This is a genomic window from Micrococcus cohnii (assembly GCF_014205175.1).
Classification (GTDB): Bacteria; Actinomycetota; Actinomycetes; order Actinomycetales; family Micrococcaceae; genus Micrococcus; species Micrococcus cohnii.
Map to the genome: position 1 here is coordinate 1,633,742 of NZ_JACHNA010000001.1, position 19,278 is coordinate 1,653,019.

At 73.2% G+C, this 19,278-nt stretch carries 17 protein-coding genes and 1 tRNA gene; 5 read left to right on the plus strand and 13 right to left on the minus strand.

The features are described from left to right. Positions 1 to 155: 155 nt before the first annotated feature. The 4 genes from HDA30_RS07435 to HDA30_RS07450 all read right to left on the minus strand — a co-directional run bounded on the left by HDA30_RS07435 (position 156) and on the right by HDA30_RS07450 (position 4,599). Positions 156 to 791, minus strand: a complete 636-nt coding sequence (locus HDA30_RS07435; RefSeq protein WP_184241524.1) for a DUF4352 domain-containing protein — start codon at positions 789 to 791, stop codon at positions 156 to 158. Positions 792 to 965: 174 nt separating this feature from the next. After that, a complete protein-coding gene (locus HDA30_RS07440) occupies positions 966 to 1,994 on the minus strand; it encodes a WcbI family polysaccharide biosynthesis putative acetyltransferase (RefSeq protein WP_184241525.1) in 1,029 nt (342 codons plus the stop codon). Positions 1,995 to 2,026: 32 nt separating this feature from the next. Continuing rightward, complete coding sequence (locus HDA30_RS07445) at positions 2,027 to 3,448, minus strand: glycosyltransferase (protein ID WP_158496394.1); 1,422 nt, start codon at positions 3,446 to 3,448, stop codon at positions 2,027 to 2,029. Further along, positions 3,445 to 4,599, minus strand: coding sequence for a glycosyltransferase (locus tag HDA30_RS07450; protein ID WP_184241526.1), 1,155 nt, complete (start codon positions 4,597 to 4,599; stop codon positions 3,445 to 3,447). Before HDA30_RS07450 ends, HDA30_RS07445 begins: the two co-directional genes overlap by 4 nt. Before the next feature lie 268 nt (positions 4,600 to 4,867). On the opposite strand from HDA30_RS07450, the gene HDA30_RS07455 reads away from it, so the two are divergent. Next, entirely contained in the window at positions 4,868 to 6,853 is a 1,986-nt protein-coding gene (locus tag HDA30_RS07455) for a glycosyltransferase (RefSeq protein WP_184241527.1), read from the plus strand. A 25-nt stretch (positions 6,854 to 6,878) separates the two neighbouring features. Here HDA30_RS07455 and HDA30_RS07460 read toward each other — a convergent pair whose 3' ends face one another. The 7 genes from HDA30_RS07460 to HDA30_RS07490 all read right to left on the minus strand — a co-directional run bounded on the left by HDA30_RS07460 (position 6,879) and on the right by HDA30_RS07490 (position 12,807). Continuing rightward, positions 6,879 to 7,967, minus strand: coding sequence for a glycosyl transferase (locus tag HDA30_RS07460; protein WP_184241528.1), 1,089 nt, complete (start codon positions 7,965 to 7,967; stop codon positions 6,879 to 6,881). Then, positions 7,964 to 9,010 carry a glycosyltransferase gene (locus HDA30_RS07465; RefSeq protein WP_158496390.1) on the minus strand — a complete coding sequence of 349 codons (1,047 nt, stop codon included), beginning with the start codon at positions 9,008 to 9,010 and terminating at the stop codon, positions 7,964 to 7,966. The genes HDA30_RS07460 and HDA30_RS07465 overlap by 4 nt, the downstream gene beginning before the upstream one ends. 195 nt (positions 9,011 to 9,205) lie before the next feature. Continuing rightward, positions 9,206 to 9,278, minus strand: a tRNA-Ala gene (locus tag HDA30_RS07470). Then, entirely contained in the window at positions 9,269 to 9,637 is a 369-nt protein-coding gene (locus HDA30_RS07475) for a VanZ family protein (protein WP_184241530.1), read from the minus strand. The genes HDA30_RS07470 and HDA30_RS07475 overlap by 10 nt, the downstream gene beginning before the upstream one ends. A 67-nt stretch (positions 9,638 to 9,704) precedes the next feature. Beyond that, positions 9,705 to 10,358, minus strand: a complete 654-nt coding sequence (locus HDA30_RS07480) for an LUD domain-containing protein (protein ID WP_184241532.1) — start codon at positions 10,356 to 10,358, stop codon at positions 9,705 to 9,707. Beyond that, a complete protein-coding gene (locus tag HDA30_RS07485) occupies positions 10,355 to 11,929 on the minus strand; it encodes a LutB/LldF family L-lactate oxidation iron-sulfur protein (RefSeq protein ID WP_184241534.1) in 1,575 nt (524 codons plus the stop codon). Before HDA30_RS07485 ends, HDA30_RS07480 begins: the two co-directional genes overlap by 4 nt. Beyond that, on the minus strand, positions 11,926 to 12,807 hold the full coding sequence (locus HDA30_RS07490) for a (Fe-S)-binding protein (RefSeq protein ID WP_158496386.1): 882 nt from the start codon (positions 12,805 to 12,807) through the stop codon (positions 11,926 to 11,928). The genes HDA30_RS07485 and HDA30_RS07490 overlap by 4 nt, the downstream gene beginning before the upstream one ends. 269 nt (positions 12,808 to 13,076) lie before the next feature. Between HDA30_RS07490 and HDA30_RS07495 the strand changes: the two genes are divergently transcribed. The 4 genes from HDA30_RS07495 (at position 13,077) to HDA30_RS10375 (ending at position 17,749) form a co-directional block, all read left to right on the plus strand. Next, positions 13,077 to 14,741, plus strand: coding sequence for a lactate permease LctP family transporter (locus tag HDA30_RS07495; protein ID WP_184241536.1), 1,665 nt, complete (start codon positions 13,077 to 13,079; stop codon positions 14,739 to 14,741). Between the two features lie 135 nt (positions 14,742 to 14,876). Next, positions 14,877 to 15,653, plus strand: a complete 777-nt coding sequence (locus HDA30_RS07500) for a FadR/GntR family transcriptional regulator (RefSeq protein WP_184242430.1) — start codon at positions 14,877 to 14,879, stop codon at positions 15,651 to 15,653. A gap of 149 nt (positions 15,654 to 15,802) precedes the next feature. After that, entirely contained in the window at positions 15,803 to 17,521 is a 1,719-nt protein-coding gene (locus tag HDA30_RS07505) for a sodium:solute symporter family protein (protein ID WP_184241538.1), read from the plus strand. A gap of 99 nt (positions 17,522 to 17,620) precedes the next feature. Further along, the gene (locus tag HDA30_RS10375) at positions 17,621 to 17,749 is read left to right on the plus strand and encodes a putative transporter small subunit (RefSeq protein ID WP_221419063.1); all 129 of its coding nucleotides are present in this window, start codon (positions 17,621 to 17,623) and stop codon (positions 17,747 to 17,749) included. 112 nt (positions 17,750 to 17,861) lie between these two features. Here HDA30_RS10375 and HDA30_RS07510 read toward each other — a convergent pair whose 3' ends face one another. Continuing rightward, positions 17,862 to 18,359, minus strand: coding sequence for a DUF456 family protein (locus tag HDA30_RS07510; RefSeq protein WP_184241540.1), 498 nt, complete (start codon positions 18,357 to 18,359; stop codon positions 17,862 to 17,864). 100 nt (positions 18,360 to 18,459) lie between these two features. Beyond that, complete coding sequence (gene pdxT / locus HDA30_RS07515; RefSeq protein WP_184241542.1) at positions 18,460 to 19,200, minus strand: pyridoxal 5'-phosphate synthase glutaminase subunit PdxT; 741 nt, start codon at positions 19,198 to 19,200, stop codon at positions 18,460 to 18,462. Positions 19,201 to 19,278: the final 78 nt, after the last annotated feature.

Below are 19,278 nucleotides of genomic sequence, written 5' to 3' on the forward strand. Positions count from 1 at the left end.
CCGGCGGCCGAGACGAGGACCCGGCCCCGGGCACGCCCCGTCGCGACACAACGAACCCCCGCGTTTTGCGTCGCTTCACCAAGTGAGAGCGACGCAAACGCGGGGGTTCGATGCCGTCCGCGGGGCCGGTCAGCTGACGGACCCCGCCGCGGCGGTCACTTCGAGCTGTAGTAGGCGGTGTCGTACTCGAAGCCCGGGTTCAGGTCCAGATCGACGTCGCCCTTGTCCTTCACCTCATAGGCAATCTTGTAGGTGATCTCCTTGCCGGGGCGCACGTCCGTGGACGGGAGGTCGATGTCGTTCTCGATGTCGTAAATGGTCTCGGCCTCCTGCCCGCCGGACGACGCGGCGGTGCGCAGGCTGTGGGCCTGGAACGGCTCGTCCGTGCCGTTCTTGATGGTGACCTCCATGGCCACCGGCTCACCGTCGCCGGAGAGGTCAACGTACTCGGACGGCTCGTAGCCCTCGGGCTCCGAGATGGTGACCTCCATGCCGTCCTCCCACACGGCAGCATCGCCGTAGGCCAGCTCGCCATCGAACTCGCCGGGGACCTCATCACCCAAGCCGCGCGGCTCCTCCGACTCGGACTCCTCGGACTCGCTGTCCTCCGATTCCGCGTCGTCCGCCGCCGACTCCGCCTCGGTCGACTCGTTGCTGTTCTCGGTGCTCTCGCTCTTCTCGGACGACTCGGACGCCGAGTCACCGCTGGACAGCGTGTCCTGGATCTGCGAGCAGCCGGACAGGGCGACGGCGAGGACCGGCGCGGCCAGCCAGACGAGGGGCTTCTTCATGAGGGGACTCCGTTTCGCGAGAGATGGTTCGGGCGCGAGGCGGCGGAGCGGAACGGGGTGAACGCGAGCCGGCTCCAACGTGGGCGCAGACACACCTTATCGCCACCGCGCCACTGCTGCACATGCCGTGCAGAGTGGTGATACAGCGGCTGTGCCGTCGACGCCGAGCCGCCGTCACTCCAGCAGACCGAGCTCCCGCAGGAGCGGCCCATGCCGCTCCAGGCCCGGGTCGATCACCTCGGGGTTCTCCGCGAACCACCCCAGATGCGCCCGGCGCACCTCGTCGTCCGGCACCTCCTCGCCGCCGACCAGCCAGTGGTCCCGCGGCGACGCCTCGAGCCCGAGTGCCTCCACCACCTGCGCCTCGAGCGGGGCGTGCACGTGCCCCAGCAGCGTCCGTTCCGGCGCCCGCACCTGTTTGTCCACGTCGAGCTCCGTCAGGACGGCGCGCGCGAGCGCCTCGAGCAGCGGATTATCAGGATGGTTCACCGTATGGAACCCCACGCGGCGCTCCGCGGCGACCGCGTCGGCCACCGGGACGGACCCGTGCAGCCGCTCCCGCTCCCGCAGCCGCCCGAGCGACGCCTGCTCCTGCGCCCGGAGGACGTCGGGCGTCAGCGCCAGACGAGGCGCTCCCCCGTCCCCTCCCCCGGCCCGGTGTTCCAGGCGCAGCCTGGTCGGTCGACCGATCCGGCCGGCCCGCCACGCCGCCTCGGCGAGGGTCCGCACGTCGTGGTACGGCACGAGCGGCGGGTCCTCCCAGGGCCGCGTCGGGTGCCGCAGCGTGACCTGCCACGGGAAGCGCGAGGTGTCATAGAGCACCGGCACGCGGACGCTGCGCGCGCCCGCGGGGAGCATGGCCTCCAGCTGCGCCACCCCCAGCGGCAGCCCCCGGTAGTCCTCGCGCACCGGCTTCACGACGAGCACGCGGGTGTCGGCCAGCACCGCGCGCAGGTGCGGCAGGTCCGGCTCCTCCAGCTCGAACATCGGAGGCACCCGTACCGAGGCGGGTGCGCCGCCCTCGGCCTGGCCGGGCTCGCCACACAGCAGCAGCCGCGTCGCCTCCGCCTGGCATCCGCCGAGCACCGTGAGCAGTCCGCCCTCGGGCAGGGGCTCCAGGCCATAGAAGTGGCGGTAGTGGCGCCGACGACCCTCGTCCACGGGGGCGGAGGAGGAGTCCACCGGCGAGAGGCGCGTGCTCATGCGGCCATCCCACCACGGCACGGGCACGGGGGTCAGCCCCAGCCGCCCCACCACGCCTCGAGGTCCGGCCGCGCGCCGACGGGCCGCCAGCCCAGCCGCGTGGCCGGCACCCGCCAGGTGCGCGCCCGTCCGCCGCGGCGGGGCCGCCAGCGCGCCCGCGCGCAGGTCAGCTCTGCCAGGACAGCGCGTCCCCCGTGACGGACGCCGCCGGCGGCATCACGGTTGTCGTCACGCAACTCGCCGAGCACGACGACCCGTTCGACACCGGCCCGCTCCAGCCGCAGCAGCCACGCGGCGACGGCCTCCGGGTCCGGGCGTTCCCCCGGCCCAACCGGGCGCAGCGGCACGTCCACCCGTGCGGTCCAGTCCGCGCTCGCCCGCACCGCCGCGAGCCCGCCCCGCGCCGGCGGCTCCGGCGCCGTCGACGAGATCTCGACCGGCGTCGGCGCGCTCTCCTCCTCGACCCGCACACGGGGGTCCGCGAGCGCCTGCCGCGCCGCGGGGTCCAGGCTCCCGTCCACCGTGACCCGCGCGCCCGGCACGGCCCGCAGCACCGCGTCGACGCCCACGACGGTCGCCGCAGCAGCGGCCGCGGAGCCGGACGACGCCCGTACCCTCGCCTCCAGACGCGGCGAGACCCCGAGGCAGAGCCCGGTGCCCCGGGCCGTCGGCGCCGAGATCCGCGAGGCCAGCACCAGCGACTCCCGCGCCTTCAGCTCGGCCGCCTCCGCCGGTTCCGTGCGGCCGGCGAAGTCCTCCCCGGCCTGCCACGCGACCGCCCGCGGCGCATGGCGGAACGCCCCGCCGACGCGCCAAAGCCGATGCGCCAGCTCCCAGTCTTCGCCGCCGTAGCCGACGAACGCCGGGTCGAAGCCGCCGGCGTCCTCGTAGACGTCCCGAGCGACGGTGAGCACCGCCGAGATGACAAACCGGTACGACGTCGAATCCGCGGCCGCCAGGTCGCGGGACTCCGCGTAGGCCCGTCGCAGCCAGGCCGGCTCCTCGAGCACGTCCGCTGCGGCCAGCGGCGCCCCGGGGCGCCACCCGGCTTCCACGGCCTGGGCCCGCACGTGCCGGCGTCGGCCCACCACGACGGCGTCGGCCACCCCGCCCGGGGCGTCCCCCGCCCGCGCGGCCAGGGCCTGCCGCAGGTAGTTCGGCTCGGGAAGCATGTCCCCGTCGAGGAAGGCCAGCACCTCGCCGTCGGCCGCCCGCACGCCCAGGGCGCGGGCTGCGGCGGGCCGAAAGCCGCGGTCGGGCTGGCGGACCGTCACCGCATCGAACGGCAGACCCGAGGGCAGGCAGGGCGGCTCCGGGGAGCCGTCGTCGGCGACGACGAGCTGCAGCCGCGAGGCCGGATGCTCCTGCGCGACGAGGGCGGCCACGAGCCGGTCCAGGTCCGCCTGGGCACGGTAGTACGGCACGACGACGGAGACGGGCGGGGGCGTCGTCACGGGCGCTCCCGCCGGGCCGCTGCATCCCACGGGCCGGCCAGCAGACGGGCGCACTCCCGCGGGCCCGGGGCGAGCCGCACCTCCGGGCCGAGTCGGGTGCGGCCCGGGTCCGCAGCCGCCTCCGCGATCGCCTCCGCGAGCGCCTCGGGCCCGTCGCCGGCGACGAGGCGCAGGGTGCCGGGGCGCAGCCGCTCCATCTCGGCCGTGTAGCGGCCCTCGGGGACGACGACGCGGCGGCCCGCTCCGATCCACGAGTTCAGGGACCCCGAGGCCGAGACGTTCCGGTGCGCGGCCACCGGCACCCCCGCCGCGCGCAGGGCCGCGTCGAGCAGGTCGTCGGGCACCCGTCCGGTCACCCGGAACCGCAGCCCGTTCGCGGCCGCGTGCGCCCGCAGCGCTTCGACGAGGTCGTCGTGACCATCCGCGACCGGCCCCAGCGCCGTGACCCGGCGGGGCGCTGCGGGCATCCTGCCCTCGCCGGGCCCGGGAAGCCCGGCCCCGGCGTCCCGGGCCGCGAGCACGGCGAGCGCGTCGATGGCCTCCCGGTGTCCCTTGCCCGGGTAGAGGAAGCCGAACACCACGACGTCCTGTCCGAGCCCGGACAGCTCCTCCGGGAGGAGGCCGGCCGCGTCGGTCCGGTCGTCGGCGGCGGCCTGATCGCGGCGGTCATCGACGGGCAGCGGGACGACCCGCGCGGGCACGTCGACGATGTCCGTGAGCAGGCGGCGTTCGTGCTCCGAGGAGACGACGACGTCGGCCGCGTGCCGGGCGATGCGCGTATAGGCGGCGGCCCGGCGGCGGAAGCGGTCGGCGCCCTCGGCGGGCTGCGGCACATCGTGCAGGGTCACGGCGGCCCCGGGCGGGAGCGTGGCGGTCAGCAGGTCTGCGGCCGCGTCCGGGGACGCGCCGAACAGCGCGTCGGTGACGTCCACGTGCACGGTCCCGCCCGCGCGGACGACGGCGGCCAGCTCAGGCCCCAGAAGGCCGAATGCGGCGGCGTCGGGAGCGTGCCGTTCCTGGACGTCCAGCCCGAGGCCGCGCAGCGCCCGGGCCACGGCGCGGCCGTGGCGGACGACGCCGTGCCCCTCCGGGCCGACGCTCACGCAGGTCACGGAGGCCGGGCGGTCGTCCCGGCCGGTCTCGTCGGTCATGGCCGTCTCCCTTCAATGGACAGAGCGCCCGCCGGGCGGGTTCGATGGGGTCGAGGCCCCGCGGCGTCGCCGGCCGCGACGGGATCCGCGCAGGTCAGAAGGACGTCGCGAGTTCCCGTCCGTGCTGTCTGGGCGCCGTTCGCAGTGTAGGACGCGGCCCCCGCGCCCCGCACCGGGCCGGCACCCGCCCGTCGCCTGCGCCCCGACGTCGTCCCAGCCCGCCGTCCTGCCACCTCCACCGTCCCGTCCTGATCCCGGAGCCCCGCCCGTGCCCCTCACCGTCCAGCATGTCCCGGCCGACCATCCCTACCCGCGCGCCGTGCGCCCCCTGGACGCCGAGGCCGCCCCGGACGTCGAGTTCTGGCCGGACCCGCCCGTGCCCGGCGCCCCCGCACACCGCTGGTGGCCGCCGCAGGCGCTCACGCCGACCTGGATCCGTGAGCACCGCCCCGATGTGCTCCACGTGCACTTCGGCTTCGAGCACTTCACCGCGGACGAGCTTGCCGAGGCCGCCCGGGCACAGCACGATCACGGCGGCGCGCTCGTCGTGACGGTCCACGACCTGGAGAACCCGCACCTGAGCGACCAGGGGCCGCACCGCGAGCGTCTGTCCGTGCTGCTCGCCGCCGCGGACGCCGTCCTGACCCTCACCCCGGGCGCCGCCGCCGAGGCGGCCCGTGAGCACGGGGTGCGCCCGCTCGTGGTGCCCCACCCGCATGTCCTGCCGCTCGACGAGCTCGCCGGCGAGGACGACGCCGCGGACGGCACGCCCGGCCAGCCGTCCGCCGCGGACTCCGCCCGCCCCGGCGCCGACCGGCCCGCGCGGCTGCTGCTGCACGCCAAGGACCTGCGCGCGCAGGTGGACCCGGTCGGACTGCTGCCCCGCCTCGCCGAGGCGGTCGACATGCTCGCCGCCCGCGGGCTCGACGTGGCGGTGACGGTCGACGTCCAAGACTCGGTGCAGGACGAGGCCGCGCTCGACGCCCTGGCGGTGGGGTGCCGCGAGCACGGCTTCGAGGTATGGAGCCATCCCCGCTGGTCCGACGAGCGGCTGCACGCGGTGCTCGCCGGCGCGGACGTCTCAGTTCTGCCCTACCGCACGGGCACCCACTCCGGCTGGGTCGAGATGTGCCGGGACCTGGGCGTGCCAGTCGCCGTCGCGGACATCGGGCACGTGGCCGACCAGCCGCACGCATGGCGGGAGCAGGACGGGCTCGCCGCGTTCGACGCCGAGGACGCCGAGTCCCTGGCCGACGCGCTCGCCTCCCTGCTGCGCCCGCGCGCGGAGCGGACCGCAGCGACGGCCTCCGCCCGGGCCGCCCAGCGCCGCCGTGTGGCCGGCGCGCACGTGGGCGTGTACCGGGCCGCGCTCGACCGACGCCGTGGCGAGGCGGGTGCCGTCTCCGTCCTGGTAATCACCGGTCACCGCGACGCGCACCTGGCCCGTCTGGTCGCGGGGCTCGAGCGGTCGCACCGGCGCCCGGACCAGGTCGTCATCGTGTTCATGGACCAGCCCGACGGGACCGTCGCGGCGACGGACCTGCCCGTGACGGTCGGGCACGTCGGCGGCGAGGGCGGCCTCCCGCTGGCCGCGGCCCGCAACGAGGCCGCACGACTGGCCATCGGGGACGTCCTGGTGTTCCTCGACGTGGACTGCATCCCCGCCGCCGACGCCGTCGGCACGCTCGCCGCAGAGGTGCGGGCCCGGCCCGGCGCCCTCGTGACGGGCTCGCCCCGCTACCTCGGCCCCCGCTGGCTCGAGGGCCTCGACGGCGCCGAGCTCGAGGACGGCGTGCTGCGCCGGCTGTCCCGGCCCCACCCGGCCCGGGCGGTGCTGCGGCCCGGGCCATCGACGCAGTGGGCCCTCGTGTGGACGCTCGTCATGGCGATCGGGGCGGACGACCTCGCGGCGCTCGGCGGGTTCGACGAGGGCTTCCGCGGCTACGGCGCCGAGGACACCGACCTCGCGTTCCGGGCCCGCGACGCCGGGCTCACGCTCGTGGTCTCCCCGGCGGAGGCCTTCCACCAGCACCACGGGGTGATGCGGCCGCCGCTGCAGCACCTCGACGCGATCCTCGCGAACGCGCACCGCTTCCGCGATGTGCACGGGACCTGGCCGATGGACGGCTGGTTGCGGGCCTTCGCCGACCGCGGCCTGGTCGCTTGGGATCCCGAGGGCGACCGACTCGAGGCCCTGCGCGCTCCGACGGACGCCGAGCTCGAGGCCGCCCGGGACGAGGACGCCGCGTTCTGACGGAGGGGGCCGCGACGGGGCCTGCTCAGCGCCGGGCAGCGGCCGCGAGCTCGAGTGCGCGCGCCCAGCCGGCCGCGTGACGCTCCGGCGGCACCAACAGGGCCGCGGCCAGCCGGTCTGCTGCGGCCGGCTCCGTCAGGGCACAGTCCACGGCGGCGGCCCAGCGCTCGGCCGGCTCATCCCATGCGCAGGCGGGCACCCCGGTTGCGCGCTCGACGGCCCGTGCGAAGCACCGCTGCTCGTCGAAGGGGCGTTCCTCGGGGGCGAGCACCACCGGGCGGCCCGAGCGGGCGGCGTCCACGGCCGCGTTGTGCCCCGCCGAGACCACCACGACGTCCGCTCTCGCCGCCCGCTCCCCCGCGTCCGGGGCCCAGCCGTGCAGCGTCAGGTTCGGGGAGCTCGGCCGTCCTCCGCGCACGGGCCCGTACACGTCCCATCGGGCGTCGGGCACCGCGGCCGCCGCCCGGTCCAGGTCCGCGATGGCCACGCCGCCGCCCCCGGTGCCGGCGACGACCGCGACCGTCCGGCTTCCCCTCGTCTCCGTGCCCGAGCCCGTCGCCGCGTTGGTCGTCGGCGCGGCGCGACGGCCGAGCCGCCCCGCGTCGTCGGGCACGCCCAGGTGGACGGCGCGCCCGCCGTGCTCCGCCAGCCAGGCCGGGTCCTCCAGGTCTGCCCCGTAGTGGGCGACCAGCGCGTCGGACTCGGCGTACACGAGCCGGTGCGCCGGGTCCGTGCGGTCGCCGTGCATGCGCCGGTGCACCACGGGGAAGCCGGCCAGCCGCAGGAACAGGGCTGCCTCCACCGACACGTCGACGACGCACACGTCCGGGCGCACGCCCAGGGCCACCTCGTGCAGCGCCCGGAAGCGGTCCTGGATCGTCGGGCCGACGGGCGTGTGGTGCAGCGGCGAACGCGCCGGCTGGACGTGGCCGGGCACGACGTCAGAGGGCAGCGCGGCGACGGGCGCCCCCGGGGGAAGCAGGTCCGGCGCATCAGGGTGGGCGGTGGCCACCACGACGTCGGCCACCCCCGCGGCGACGAGACGCCCGGCGTGCCGGACGTGCCCCGACCCGTGCTGGTGCGCGTAGTACAGGACCCGACGCACCGCGCTCACCGCACCGGCACCGCGAGCGCCTGGCGGGCCTCGACGAGCAGCTCCTCGTATCCGGCGACCATCGTGTCCGCGTCGAAGCCGCAGGCCCAGGCCAGCACCGCGGCGCGGTCCCGCCCTCGGGCCCGGCCGGCGGCGTCCGCGAGCGCCTCTGCGGTGTGGTGCACGGCGAGCTCACCGGCCTGCTGCGGCACGATCTCGCCCATGGCTCCCGTGAGCAGGGCGGCGACGGGCACTCCCATGGCCATGGCCTCGACGGTGGCCAGGCCGAACGGTTCCGCCCACAGCGGGGTCGCCAGGTACACCTCGCCGGTCGCGAGCAGGTCCGGCAGGCGCCGGTGGTCCAGGTGCCCGTGATAGCGGGTCCCTGCACCCAGTCGGGGACGGATCTCCCGCTCGAAGTACGCGGGGTCCGAGAGCGGGCCCGCGAAATGTAGCTCCATGCCGGCCATGCGGGCGGCGTCGAGGGCCAGGTGCAGGCCCTTCTCCTGCGTGATGCGTCCCGTCCACACGGCGCGGCCGGGCACGGGAAGGGCGTCGCTGCGCCAGCGGTGCAGCTCGATGCCGTTGGGCACAACGTCCGTCTGCGGAAGCCGATGGCGCCAGGCGAGCGCGTTCGCTGCGGAGACGGACGCCCACCGGTGGTGGTTGGGCGCGGTCCAGCCGGGCTCGTCCAGCACGGCGAGGACGGGCTCGATCGTGGGCGGGGTGTGCAGGACGGTGAGCATCGGCAGGTCCCGCAGCCGCAGCAGCGGCTGGCGGGAGAGCGAATTGTTCAGCACGGCCTCGGCGTCCGAGTCGAGCACGCGGGCGCACGCGTCGGCCGCGCCGGCGTCGCGGGAGGCCTCGTCGGCGTGGCCCTCGGCGGGCAGCACGGGGACCACCTCGACGGGGACGTCGAACTCGGTGCCCCGGCGGGCGTAGACGGTGACGTCGTGGCCGGCGCGGACCAGGCGCGTAACGGTCATCGCAGTGTGCATCTCCAGGCCGCCCGAGTACGGCGAGCGGACGGGATGGACCATGTGTGTCAGCACGGCGATGCGCACGGCCGCCTCCTTCCCTGCCCGCGAGGGGCGTCCTGCCCCTACCGAGAGCGGGCTCTCCCCGTCTGACGAGGAGCGATCCCGGGCGGGGCACGGAGCGACTATACGCGCAGGGGGGCCGGGGCGGAAGCGACGGACGGCGGCCCCGGGCAGGGGAAAGGCCCGCCCTTCACCGGAGTGAGGGACGGGCCTGGACCGTGGAGCTAAGGGGAGTCGAACCCCTGACCTCGTCATTGCGAACGACGCGCTCTACCAGCTGAGCTATAGCCCCGTATCGTGCGGCTCTCGCCGAACGGCACCGTGACAGCATACTCCTGCTTCACCCACACCACCAATCCGCCAGCGCGCGGCGAGCATCACGCCCAGGCCGATGCCGATGCCGTCCGCCGCCAGATCGGCCAGACTGCCCGTACGATGCGGCACCACCAGGTGCTGCAGTACCTCGCTGACGACCCCGTGGACGCCGAAGACGCCCGCCGCCCACGCGCGAGGCCGGGCCGCGCCGCACAGGGCCAGCCACCGCGAGAGCAGCAGCACCGGCACGGCGAACAGCACCACGTGCACGGCCTTGTCCAGCCCCGGGTAGTGCGGCCCGGTCGGCTGGGGGTCGCCCGGCAGATACAGGGCCACGAGATGCACGAGCGCGGCGGCCGCGAAGGCGGCCGCCGCGCCGATCGGGTGCGTCTTCAGGGCCAGATCAGCCCTCAGAGGAGCCGGTGTCCAGCAGGATCACGTCCAGCGTGCGCGGACCGTGCACGCCCTCGACGCGTTCGAGCTCGATGTCCGAGGTCGCCGAGGGGCCGGAGATCATGGTGACCACCGACGTCGGCTCCACCCGGGCCAGGGCCTCCGGGAACAGCTCGACCACGGAGTCCAGCGGCACGATGCACACGTGGTGGTCGGGCACCAGGGAGATCGCGCGACGGCCCTCCTCCGGGCGGCCGGTCAGGAAGATCGTGCCGGTCTCGGCGCAGGAGACCGTGGAGCTGGTGACGACCGCGGCGAACGAGTCGAGCGTCCGCACGTCGAAGGGCTCGCCCTCACCCACGGCCGGCTCGACCGCACGGCGCCGCGCGTCGGTGTCGGCCGGCAGCCAGCCGGAGTCCAGACCCGACGGCACCACATAGGTGCCCTCCCCCAGCAGCTCGCCGACGCGCTCGGCGACGGTGTCGAGGTTCTCGTGGTGCACGTTCGCCTTGTAGTCGACGAGGCGATCGACGAGCATCTCGACGGTCTGCTCCCGGGAGAGCTCCGAGGTGCGGCGGTAGGTGCGCTCTACCTGCGGCGGGGTCGGCCGGTCGGACAGGGCCTCGCGGATACGGCCCAGGATCTCGTTCTTCGACTCGCTCACCGTGCGTCCTCCTCATGCGTGCCGTCCGTGGTGCGCTCTGCCGACCCGGTCTGCGCGGCGTCGCCGGACGCCGTGACCTTGTCACGGGAGGCCCACCAGTGCCGGAACGCCTGCTTCGGCGGCGCCGGGATGTCACGCTCGTCCGTCCAGCCGCCGGCGACGCCCGGCAGCCAGCTGAGCTTGGCGTTCGGCCCGGCGGCCAGCCGCCCGGCCGGCAGGCCGCGCTCGGCCAGCGACATGGCGGTGCCCGAGGACATGACGGCACGGGCGCCCTTCATCATCAGATCCATCTGCGAAGGACGCGGCAGGCGATGCTCCGCCTTCTTCTTCGCGTGCGTCGCCCGGACGTCCTGGTCGCGCAGGTGCACGAGGATGTCCGGGATGTTGATCGCGACCGGGCAGACGTCGTAGCACGCCCCGCACAGGGAGGACGCGTACGGCAGCGAACCGTTGCCCTGCTCCTCCACGCCCGTCAGCTGCGGCGAGAGGATCGCGCCGATCGGCCCGGGGTAGACCGAGCCGTACGCGTGGCCGCCGGTCTGCTCGTACACCGGGCAGACGTTCATGCACGCCGAGCAGCGGATGCAGTGCAGGGCCGAACGGCCCTTCGGGTCCGACAGCACGGCGGAGCGGCCGTTGTCGAGCAGCACGAGGTGGAACTCCTGCGGGCCGTCACCCTCGGTCACGCCCGTCCACATCGAGGTGTAGGGGTTCATCCGCTCACCCGTGGACGAGCGAGGCAGCAGCTGCAGGAAGACCTCGAGGTCCTCGAAGGTGGGCACGAGCTTCTCGATGCCCATGACCGTGATCAGGGTCTCCGGCAGCGTCAGGCACATGCGGCCGTTGCCCTCGGACTCGACAACCGACAGAGTGCCGGTCTCGGCGACGCCGAAGTTGGCGCCCGAGATCGCGACCTTGGTGGAGAGGAACTTCTCCCGCAGATGCACGCGGGCGGCCTCGGCCAGGACCGCCGGCTCCGAGGTGAGCGACTCGTCGGTCGACTCCATCTCCTCGAGGAAGATGTCCCGGATCTGATCGCGGTTCTTGTGGATCGCCGGGACCAGGATGTGGCTGGGCTTGTCGTGCCCGAGCTGCACGATCAGCTCGGCCAGGTCCGTCTCGGTGGCCGCGATGCCCTCCGCGTTGAGCGCGCTCTCGAGCTCGATCTCCTGCGTGGCCATCGACTTGACCTTGATGACCTCGTCGACGCCCTTTGCCTTCACGAGATCCGTGACGATGCGGTTCGCCTCCGCGGCGTCACGGGCCCAGTGCACGACGCCGCCGCGCGCGGCGACATTGCGCTCCAGCTCCTCCAGGAGCTCGGGCAGCCGAGCCATGGTCTGCTCCTTGAGCGCAGACCCGGCCTGACGCAGCTGCTGCCAGTCCGGCAGCTCCTCGACCACGTTCGCGCGCTTGCCACGAATGGTGTGGGTCGCGTGGCGGATGTTGGCGCGCATCTGGGAGTTGCCCAGCTGCTCATGCGCGGCCTCGGGGAACGGGCGGTCCAGCACCACGGCGCCCTCGCCGTGCACGGGACGGACCGTGGGGATACCCAGGGCGGTGCGGGTCATCGGATCGTCTCCTCGGTGGCGGTCGGAACATCGGCATCGCCGCACAGCGAGCCGCAGCCGGGCCGGTCGCCCGGGATCGAGAGCTCGACGGGGCCGTCGACCTCGAGCGGATTCTCACGGGTCGACGCGAGGATCTCCGCGAAGTGCAGGGTGCGCACAGGCTTGCCGGTCGACGTCACGATGCCGCGGCGGGACATCGCGCCGCCGATGTGCATCAGGCAGGAGGCGTCGCCGCCGGTGACCAGGTCCGCGCCGGAGGCGAGGACGTGCTCGATCTTCTCCTCGGCCATCGCGCCGGAGACCTCGGCGTTCTTCATCGAGAACGTGCCGCCGAAGCCGCAGCACTCGTCGGCGTAGGGCAGTTCGCGGTACTGCAGCCCGGAGACCGAGCGCACCAGGTCCTTCTGCCGATCGCCGAGGCGCAGCAGCCGCATACCGTGGCACGAGGGGTGGTAGGTGACCGTGTGCGGGAACCATGAATCCAGCTGCGCGGCGGCGTCGGTCACCCCGAGCACATCCGTGAGCAGCTGAGCGAGCTCGTAAGTACGGCCGGCGACCTCCTCGGCGTCGCGGGCCAGGCCCTCGTCACCGGCGGTGCGGGCGACCATCGGCTGCTGGTGGCCGATGGAGGCCACGCACGAGCCCGAGGGGGCGACGGCCACGTCGTAGTCGGCCTGCGTGAAGGTCTTCACGTGGTTGCGCACGACCGGCAGTGCGTCGTCGAGGTAGCCGGAGTTGACGTGCATCTGGGAACAGCACGCCTGCCCCGGCGGGAACACGACCTCGTGACCGAGGCGCTCCAGGATGTCGACGGTCGCCTTAGCGACGCGGGGGTACATCGCATCGACGATGCACGTGGCGAACAGGGCGATTTTCATGCCGTCCTCCGAATGAGACGAGGGTGGGGCGCGGCCGAGCCGCAAGTGGTCAGACCTTATCAGCCCGGGGTGCCGTGGAACACGTCCCCGCGGACTCCCGGGGCCCGTGACCTGCGTTGCACATGTGACTGGTGCCATATATTCTGTGTGGCCTGACCACTGTGGACTGACCCTTCTTCCCCGTCGAACAGAGCGGTCTGCCCTCTCGCCTCCCGGCTCCGTTCCCGCACAGCGGCCAGCCCGCACCGCACCTTCCCAGGAGAGTCCCCGTGACCACCTTCACCCCCCAGACCGACGCCGCCGGCGGGAGCCTCGTGCTCTCGGCGCTGCTCGCGGCGCTGCCCCTGCTCACCTTCTTCGCGATGCTGCTCTTCGCGAAGGCCGCGGCCTGGAAGTCCGGCCTCGCGTCCCTGGCCGTCGCCCTGCTCGTGGCCGTGCTCGCCTTCGACATGCCCACGCACCTGGCCCTGCTCTCGGCCACGCAGGGCGCCGCGTTCGGTCTGTTCCCGATCGTGTGGATCGTCGTGATGGCGCTGTGGTTCTACCAGGTCACCGTCCTCTCCGGCCGGTTCGACGACATGCGCGCCATCTTCGACTCCGTCGGCGGCGGCGACATCCGCATCCAGGCGGTGCTGATCGCCTTCTGCTTCGGCGGCATGCTCGAGGCCCTCGCCGGATTCGGTGCCCCCGTGGCCATCACCGCCACCATGCTGCTCGCCCTCGGTGTGCCGCCGCTGCGCGCCGCGACCGCCGTCCTGCTGGCCAACACCGCGCCCGTCGCGTTCGGCGCCGTCGGCACCCCCATCACCACCGCCGGCCAGCTGACCGGCATCCCCGCCACGCAGATCGGCGCCATCGTCGGCCACCAGGCCCCGTTCGTCGCCGTCTTCGTCCCGTTCTTCCTCGTGCTGATCATCGACGGCATGCGCGGCATCCGGCAGACCTGGCCCGCCCTGCTGACGATCGGCGCCGCCTTCGCCGTCGCCATCTGGTGGGCCTCCGCGCACTTCTCCTATGAGCTCACCGACGTCGTCGCCTCGCTCGTCGCGATGGCCGCCGCCGTCATCCTGCTGCGCTTCTGGCGGCCGCAGGGCGCGGACGAGGCCGCCGAGCGCCTGGGCATCACCCCGTCGACCGCCACGAACGACCTCACTGCGGTCCGCGTCTGGATGGCCGTGATGCCGTACGTGCTGGTCGTGCTCATCTTCGCCATCGCCAAGCTCTGGACCGTCGGCGTGGACGTGCCCGCCGCGCTCAAGGCCACCGACGTGAAGATCCCGTGGCCCGGCCTCGACGGCCGTCTCCTCGACGGCTCCGGTGAGCCGGTGGCCGGCACCGTCTACAGCCTGCCGTGGCTGTCCTCCCCGGGCACCCTGCTGCTGATCACCGGCCTGATCGTCGCAGTGATCTACTCGGTCTTCACCGCGAACGGGCGCTTCTCGCTCTCGGTGGGCGACGCGATCGCCGAGATCGGCCGCAGCTTCTGGAAGATGCGCTTCTCCGCCCTGACCATCATGACGGTGCTCTCGCTGGCGTACGTCATGAACAACTCCGGCCAGACCCTGGCCATGGGCACCGCCATCGCGACCGTCGGCGCCGCCTTCGCCTTCCTCTCCCCCGTGCTCGGCTGGCTCGGCACCGCGGTGACCGGCTCGGACACCTCCGCGAACGCCCTGTTCGCCACGCTGCAGCAGACCGCCGCCCAGAACTCCGGGCTGAACCCGGAGCTGATGGTCGCAGCGAACACCTCCGGCGGTGTGGTCGGCAAGATGATCTCGCCGCAGTCGCTCGCGATCGCCGCGACCGCGGTCTCCATGGAGGGGCAGGAGTCGAAGATCTTCCGCTCCGTGCTGCCCTGGTCGATCGGCCTGCTGCTGTTCGTGTGCACGCTCGTGTTCCTGCAGTCCACCGTCCTGCACTGGATGCTTCCGTAACCGACGCGCCCCCGCCGCGCACCGGCTCCGTGCACCGCGCGCCGCATCCCCCGTTCAGCGGGAGGGTGCGGCGCGTCTCTGCACAGCCGAGTTCATCTCTGCCGCCCTCGCCCTGAACCGGAGTCCGTCGTGACAATGCCCGCCGCCCGCACCCACACCGTGATCCTCGACTGGATCGAGAACCAGCTGCGCACCGGCGCGCTGGGAGTGGGCGACAAGCTCCCCGGTGAGCGCGCCCTCGCAGAACGCTTCGGCATGTCCCGCGCTTCGGTGCGCGAAGCGATCCGCGTGCTCGACGCGATGGGACTGGTGCGCACCTCGTCCGGATCCGGCCCACGCTCCGGGGCGGTGGTCGTCTCCGAGCCCTCGGCGGCCCTGAGCTGGGCGCTGCGCATGCACGTGGCCACACACGCCCTGCCCGTGGCGGACATCGTGGCCGCCCGCGTGCTGCTGGAGACCGACGCCGCCCGCCACGGAGCGCAGACCGCGCGGGCCGTGCCAACGGTTCCCGAATCCGTGCCCGAGCTCGGGGTCCGCGGAACCGGGCCCACGGCCACCGTGGTGGACCGCGAGCGAGTGCTGGCCGAAGCCGCCGCGACCCTCGACCGGATGGACGACCCCGAGCTGGCCTCGGATGAGTTCCACCGCCTCGACGCCGCGTTCCATCTGCTGTTGGCCACGCTCGGCGGGAACATCGTGGTGCAGACCGTCATGGCGTCGCTGCGCGAAGCGACGGTCGGCTACGTCCAGGAGGCCGTGTCCCGTCTCGATGACTGGGAGCCGGTGCGTGCCCGGCTCCAGCAGCAGCACCGGGAGATCCTGGCGGCCGTGTCCGCCCGCGACGGACAGGTGGCCGCCCGACGGCTCACCGAGCACATCGAGTGGTTCCACGGGCTTCAGGATCGCCTCTGAGCCTCGCGGGGAGGCGGCGTGGGGAGCCCCCGATTGGTCGTCTGACCGCGGACATGAGACAATCCAGCGGCCCGTGCCGCCGTTGGTACGCGTGTCTGACCCGAGCGGCGCCGGTCTTCTCGAGCCGACCCCTCGTGGAAAGGACATGAATGCCACCCGCAGACACAGACGCGCCGATCACGACTCTCGGAGTGGTCGGCATCGTCGTCCTGCTGCTCGTCTTCTATGGCGGAACGATGTGGATGTCCCTGGCGATCTCCCGGAAGAAGGAGAACGCGGACTCCTACATGACCGCCGGCAACTCCATCGGCTTCGGCGTCTCGGCGGCGTCGATGACCGCCACCTGGATCTGGGCGTCCTCCATGTACGCCTCCGCCACCGCCGGCTACACCTACGGCGTCTCCGGACCCATCCACTACGGCCTCTGGGGCGCGCTGATGATCCTGTTCATCTACCCCTTCGGCCGCCGCATCCGGAAGGTTGCCCCCCGCGCGCACACGCTCGCCGAGGTCATGTACGCCCGCCACGGCCGCGCCTCCCAGCTCATGCTCGCCGGGTCGAACGTGCTCGGCTCGGTCATCTCCCTGACCTCGAACTTCATCGCCGGCGGCGCCCTCATCGCGATCCTCTCCCCGCTCTCCTTCGGCGCCGGCATCGTGATCGTCGCCGCGGGCGTGCTCATGTACACCCTGTGGTCCGGCTTCCGCGCCTCCGTGCTGACGGACTTCACCCAGGTCATGGCCATGCTCGGCGCCGCCGCGATCATCATCCCCGCGGTCTTCTTCGCCGCCGGCGGCCCCGACATGTTCCAGGCCGGCGTCGACGCCGGCAATGTCACGCCGCAGCAGCAGGACTTCTTCTCCTCCGAGGCGTTCATGAACCAGGGCGCCCCGTACATCGCCGCCGTCCTGGCCTACGCGATCGGCAACCAGACCATCGCCCAGCGCCTGTTCGCGGTGCGTGAGGACCTGATCAAGCCGACCTTCATCACCGCGACCATCGGCTACGGCGCCACGATCATCGGCGTCGGCATGATCGGCGTGATGGCCCTGTACCTGGGCGTCGAGCCCATGAACGGCGACATCAACTCGCTGATGCCGCAGATGATCGCCACGTATCTGCCGGTCGCCGCCGTGGCCATCGCATTCCTGATGATCATCGGCTCGCTGTCGTCCACGGCCGACTCCGACCTGTCCGCGCTGTCCTCGATCGTCATGACGGACATCTACGGCCAGTCCGTGGGCCGTCGGAACGCCAATCCGAAGACGATGCTGCTCATCGGTCGCGTGACGATGATCGTGGCCACCGCCGCGGCGCTCTACTTCGCGACCGCCCAGTTCAACATCCTGGACCTGCTCGTGTTCGTCGGGGCTCTGTGGGGCTGCCTCGTGTTCCCCGTGATCGCCTCGTTCTACTGGGAGCGCATCACGAACGCGGCGTTCACCGTGTCCGTGCTCGCGGCCCTGGCCGTGTTCCTGCCGGTGCGCTTCGAGTGGGTCCCCCTCGAGGGCGCCTGGGCCCTGATCGTCGAGCTGCTCGCGATCATCGGCGTCGGCGTGGTGCTGGGCATCATGTCCTTCGGCTTCTTCGGCCTGCGTCCGGCGGTCATCGTCGGCGCCCTGGCCAGCGTGGTCATGCTGTTCATCGGCTTCGACTTCCTGCGTGACTACGCGACGCTGACCGGCTCGCTCGTGGCCTACGCGGTCTCGTTCCTGGTCTGCTGGGGCATGTCTGTGCGCTCCGGTCGCACGTTCAACTTCGACCGCATTCAGCACGTCACCGGCGACTTCGACACCCGCGACCCCGAGGCCGCCGCCGCCTCGGACGCGGCCGACGCCGCGGCCCGTGCCGGAGCAGCCCGCGTCTGAACCATCGAATCGACATCCAGACCCCGGTCCCGGGCGCCCCGCAGGGAGCGCACGGGACCGGACACCGCGGCCCGCTCGGCCGCAGAGAGGAGCGCGACCATGACCGTCGCCCTGACCGTGTACCTGCTGATGTGGCCCGTGCTGGTGCTGGGCGTGCTCATCGCGATCGCCAGCGCCTTCGCGAAGGAGTGGCGTCAGGCCCGCCGTGAGGGCCGCATGATGATCTGATCCTCCCGGCTCACTGACGACGGCCGCCCGCCACGCTCCTGTCCGAGCGTGACGGGCGGCCGTCGGTGCGTCTGCGGGGCAGAGCGCGGCGCCAAGGTGCTGCGGGGCGCGGTCAGGCCAGCGCGTGCACGATCGCGCCGACGAACACGAGCGAGGTGCCCAGGGCCGCACAGCCGAACTCGACAAGCATGCCGATTCCCATGGCCTTGAGGGCACCGACAGAGGAGACCGTCGCGGCGGACAGATCCCGGCGGCGCAGCCACTCCGCACCGAACAGTCCCAGGGCGAAGCCGACGAACAGTCCGACCACGGGGATCACGAACATTCCGACGACGCCGGCAATGATGCCGGCGAGCACGGGCCCGCGCGGCACCTGTTCACGGCGCAGGCGGCGGCCGGTGAGCACGGCGGAGGCGCTCAGACCGGCGAGGGCCAGACCCAGGGCGATCACGCCGAAGGTCCAGGAGGCGCCCGAACCGAGCACCCACGCCCAGGCGAGCGCGGTGACCGCGTTGAGCACCGAGCCCGGCAGCACCGGGAAGATCGTGCCGAGGGTCCCGACGACCATGATGATCAGGGCCAGGACGGTGACGATGAGGTGAAGTTCCACGAGATCCAGTATGCGGGCCGTGGCGCCGACCCTCGGGCCGGGTTCGGGCCGAGTTCGGTCGTCGTGCGTCGGAGTCGGCGTCGGCGCACCCCGCGTCGGCTCACAACCCGGCCAGGAACTCCCGATGAAAGGACCAGTCCCCCGTCACCTCGGGGTGGAAGCTCGTGGCCAGCAGGCTCCCCTGCCGGACGGCGACCGGCAGGTCGTCCGGAACCGTGCCATCCCTGCCTGCGGGCGCCGGGCCGCTCAGCCGGTCGCACGGCACGCTCGCGAGCACGTCGACGCCCTCGCCGACCTCGAGGACGGCGGGCGCGCGGATGAACACGGCGTGCATGGGATCGGCCGAGACCGCCGGCACGGACAGGTCCTCTTCGCAGGAGTCGACCTGCGCGCCGAACGCGTTGCGGCGCACCGTCACGTCGAGCACGCCGAGGCTCCCCTGCCCGGGCGCCGGATTCTCGATCCGCGCGGCCAGCATGATGAGCCCCGCGCACGTGCCATAGGCGGGCAGGCCCTCGCGCAGCGCCTGTGCGAGCGGCGCCTTCAGGTCCATAATCCCGGCGAGCCGGTCCATCACGGACGACTCCCCGCCGGGCAGGACGATGCCGTCGAGCCCGTCCAGATCCGCCGCCCTCCGCACAAGACGGGTGCGTGCGCCGAGGGTCTGCAGCACGTGCACGTGCTCGCGCACATCGCCCTGCAGCGCGAAGACGCCGACGGTGCGGTGTGCGGTGCCGGCGGTGTGGTTGGCGGGCCGGGGCGTGGTCGCGGCGGCAGTAGTGGCGCTGGCGGGCCGGGGCGTGGCCGCGGCGGCGTATGCGGCAGAAACGGCGTGCGTCATGGGCCCGATCGTATGCCTCGCTCCGCTCCACTCCGCCGACGAGAGTGCACATATGGTCGCTTCGGACGGGCTGAGGCG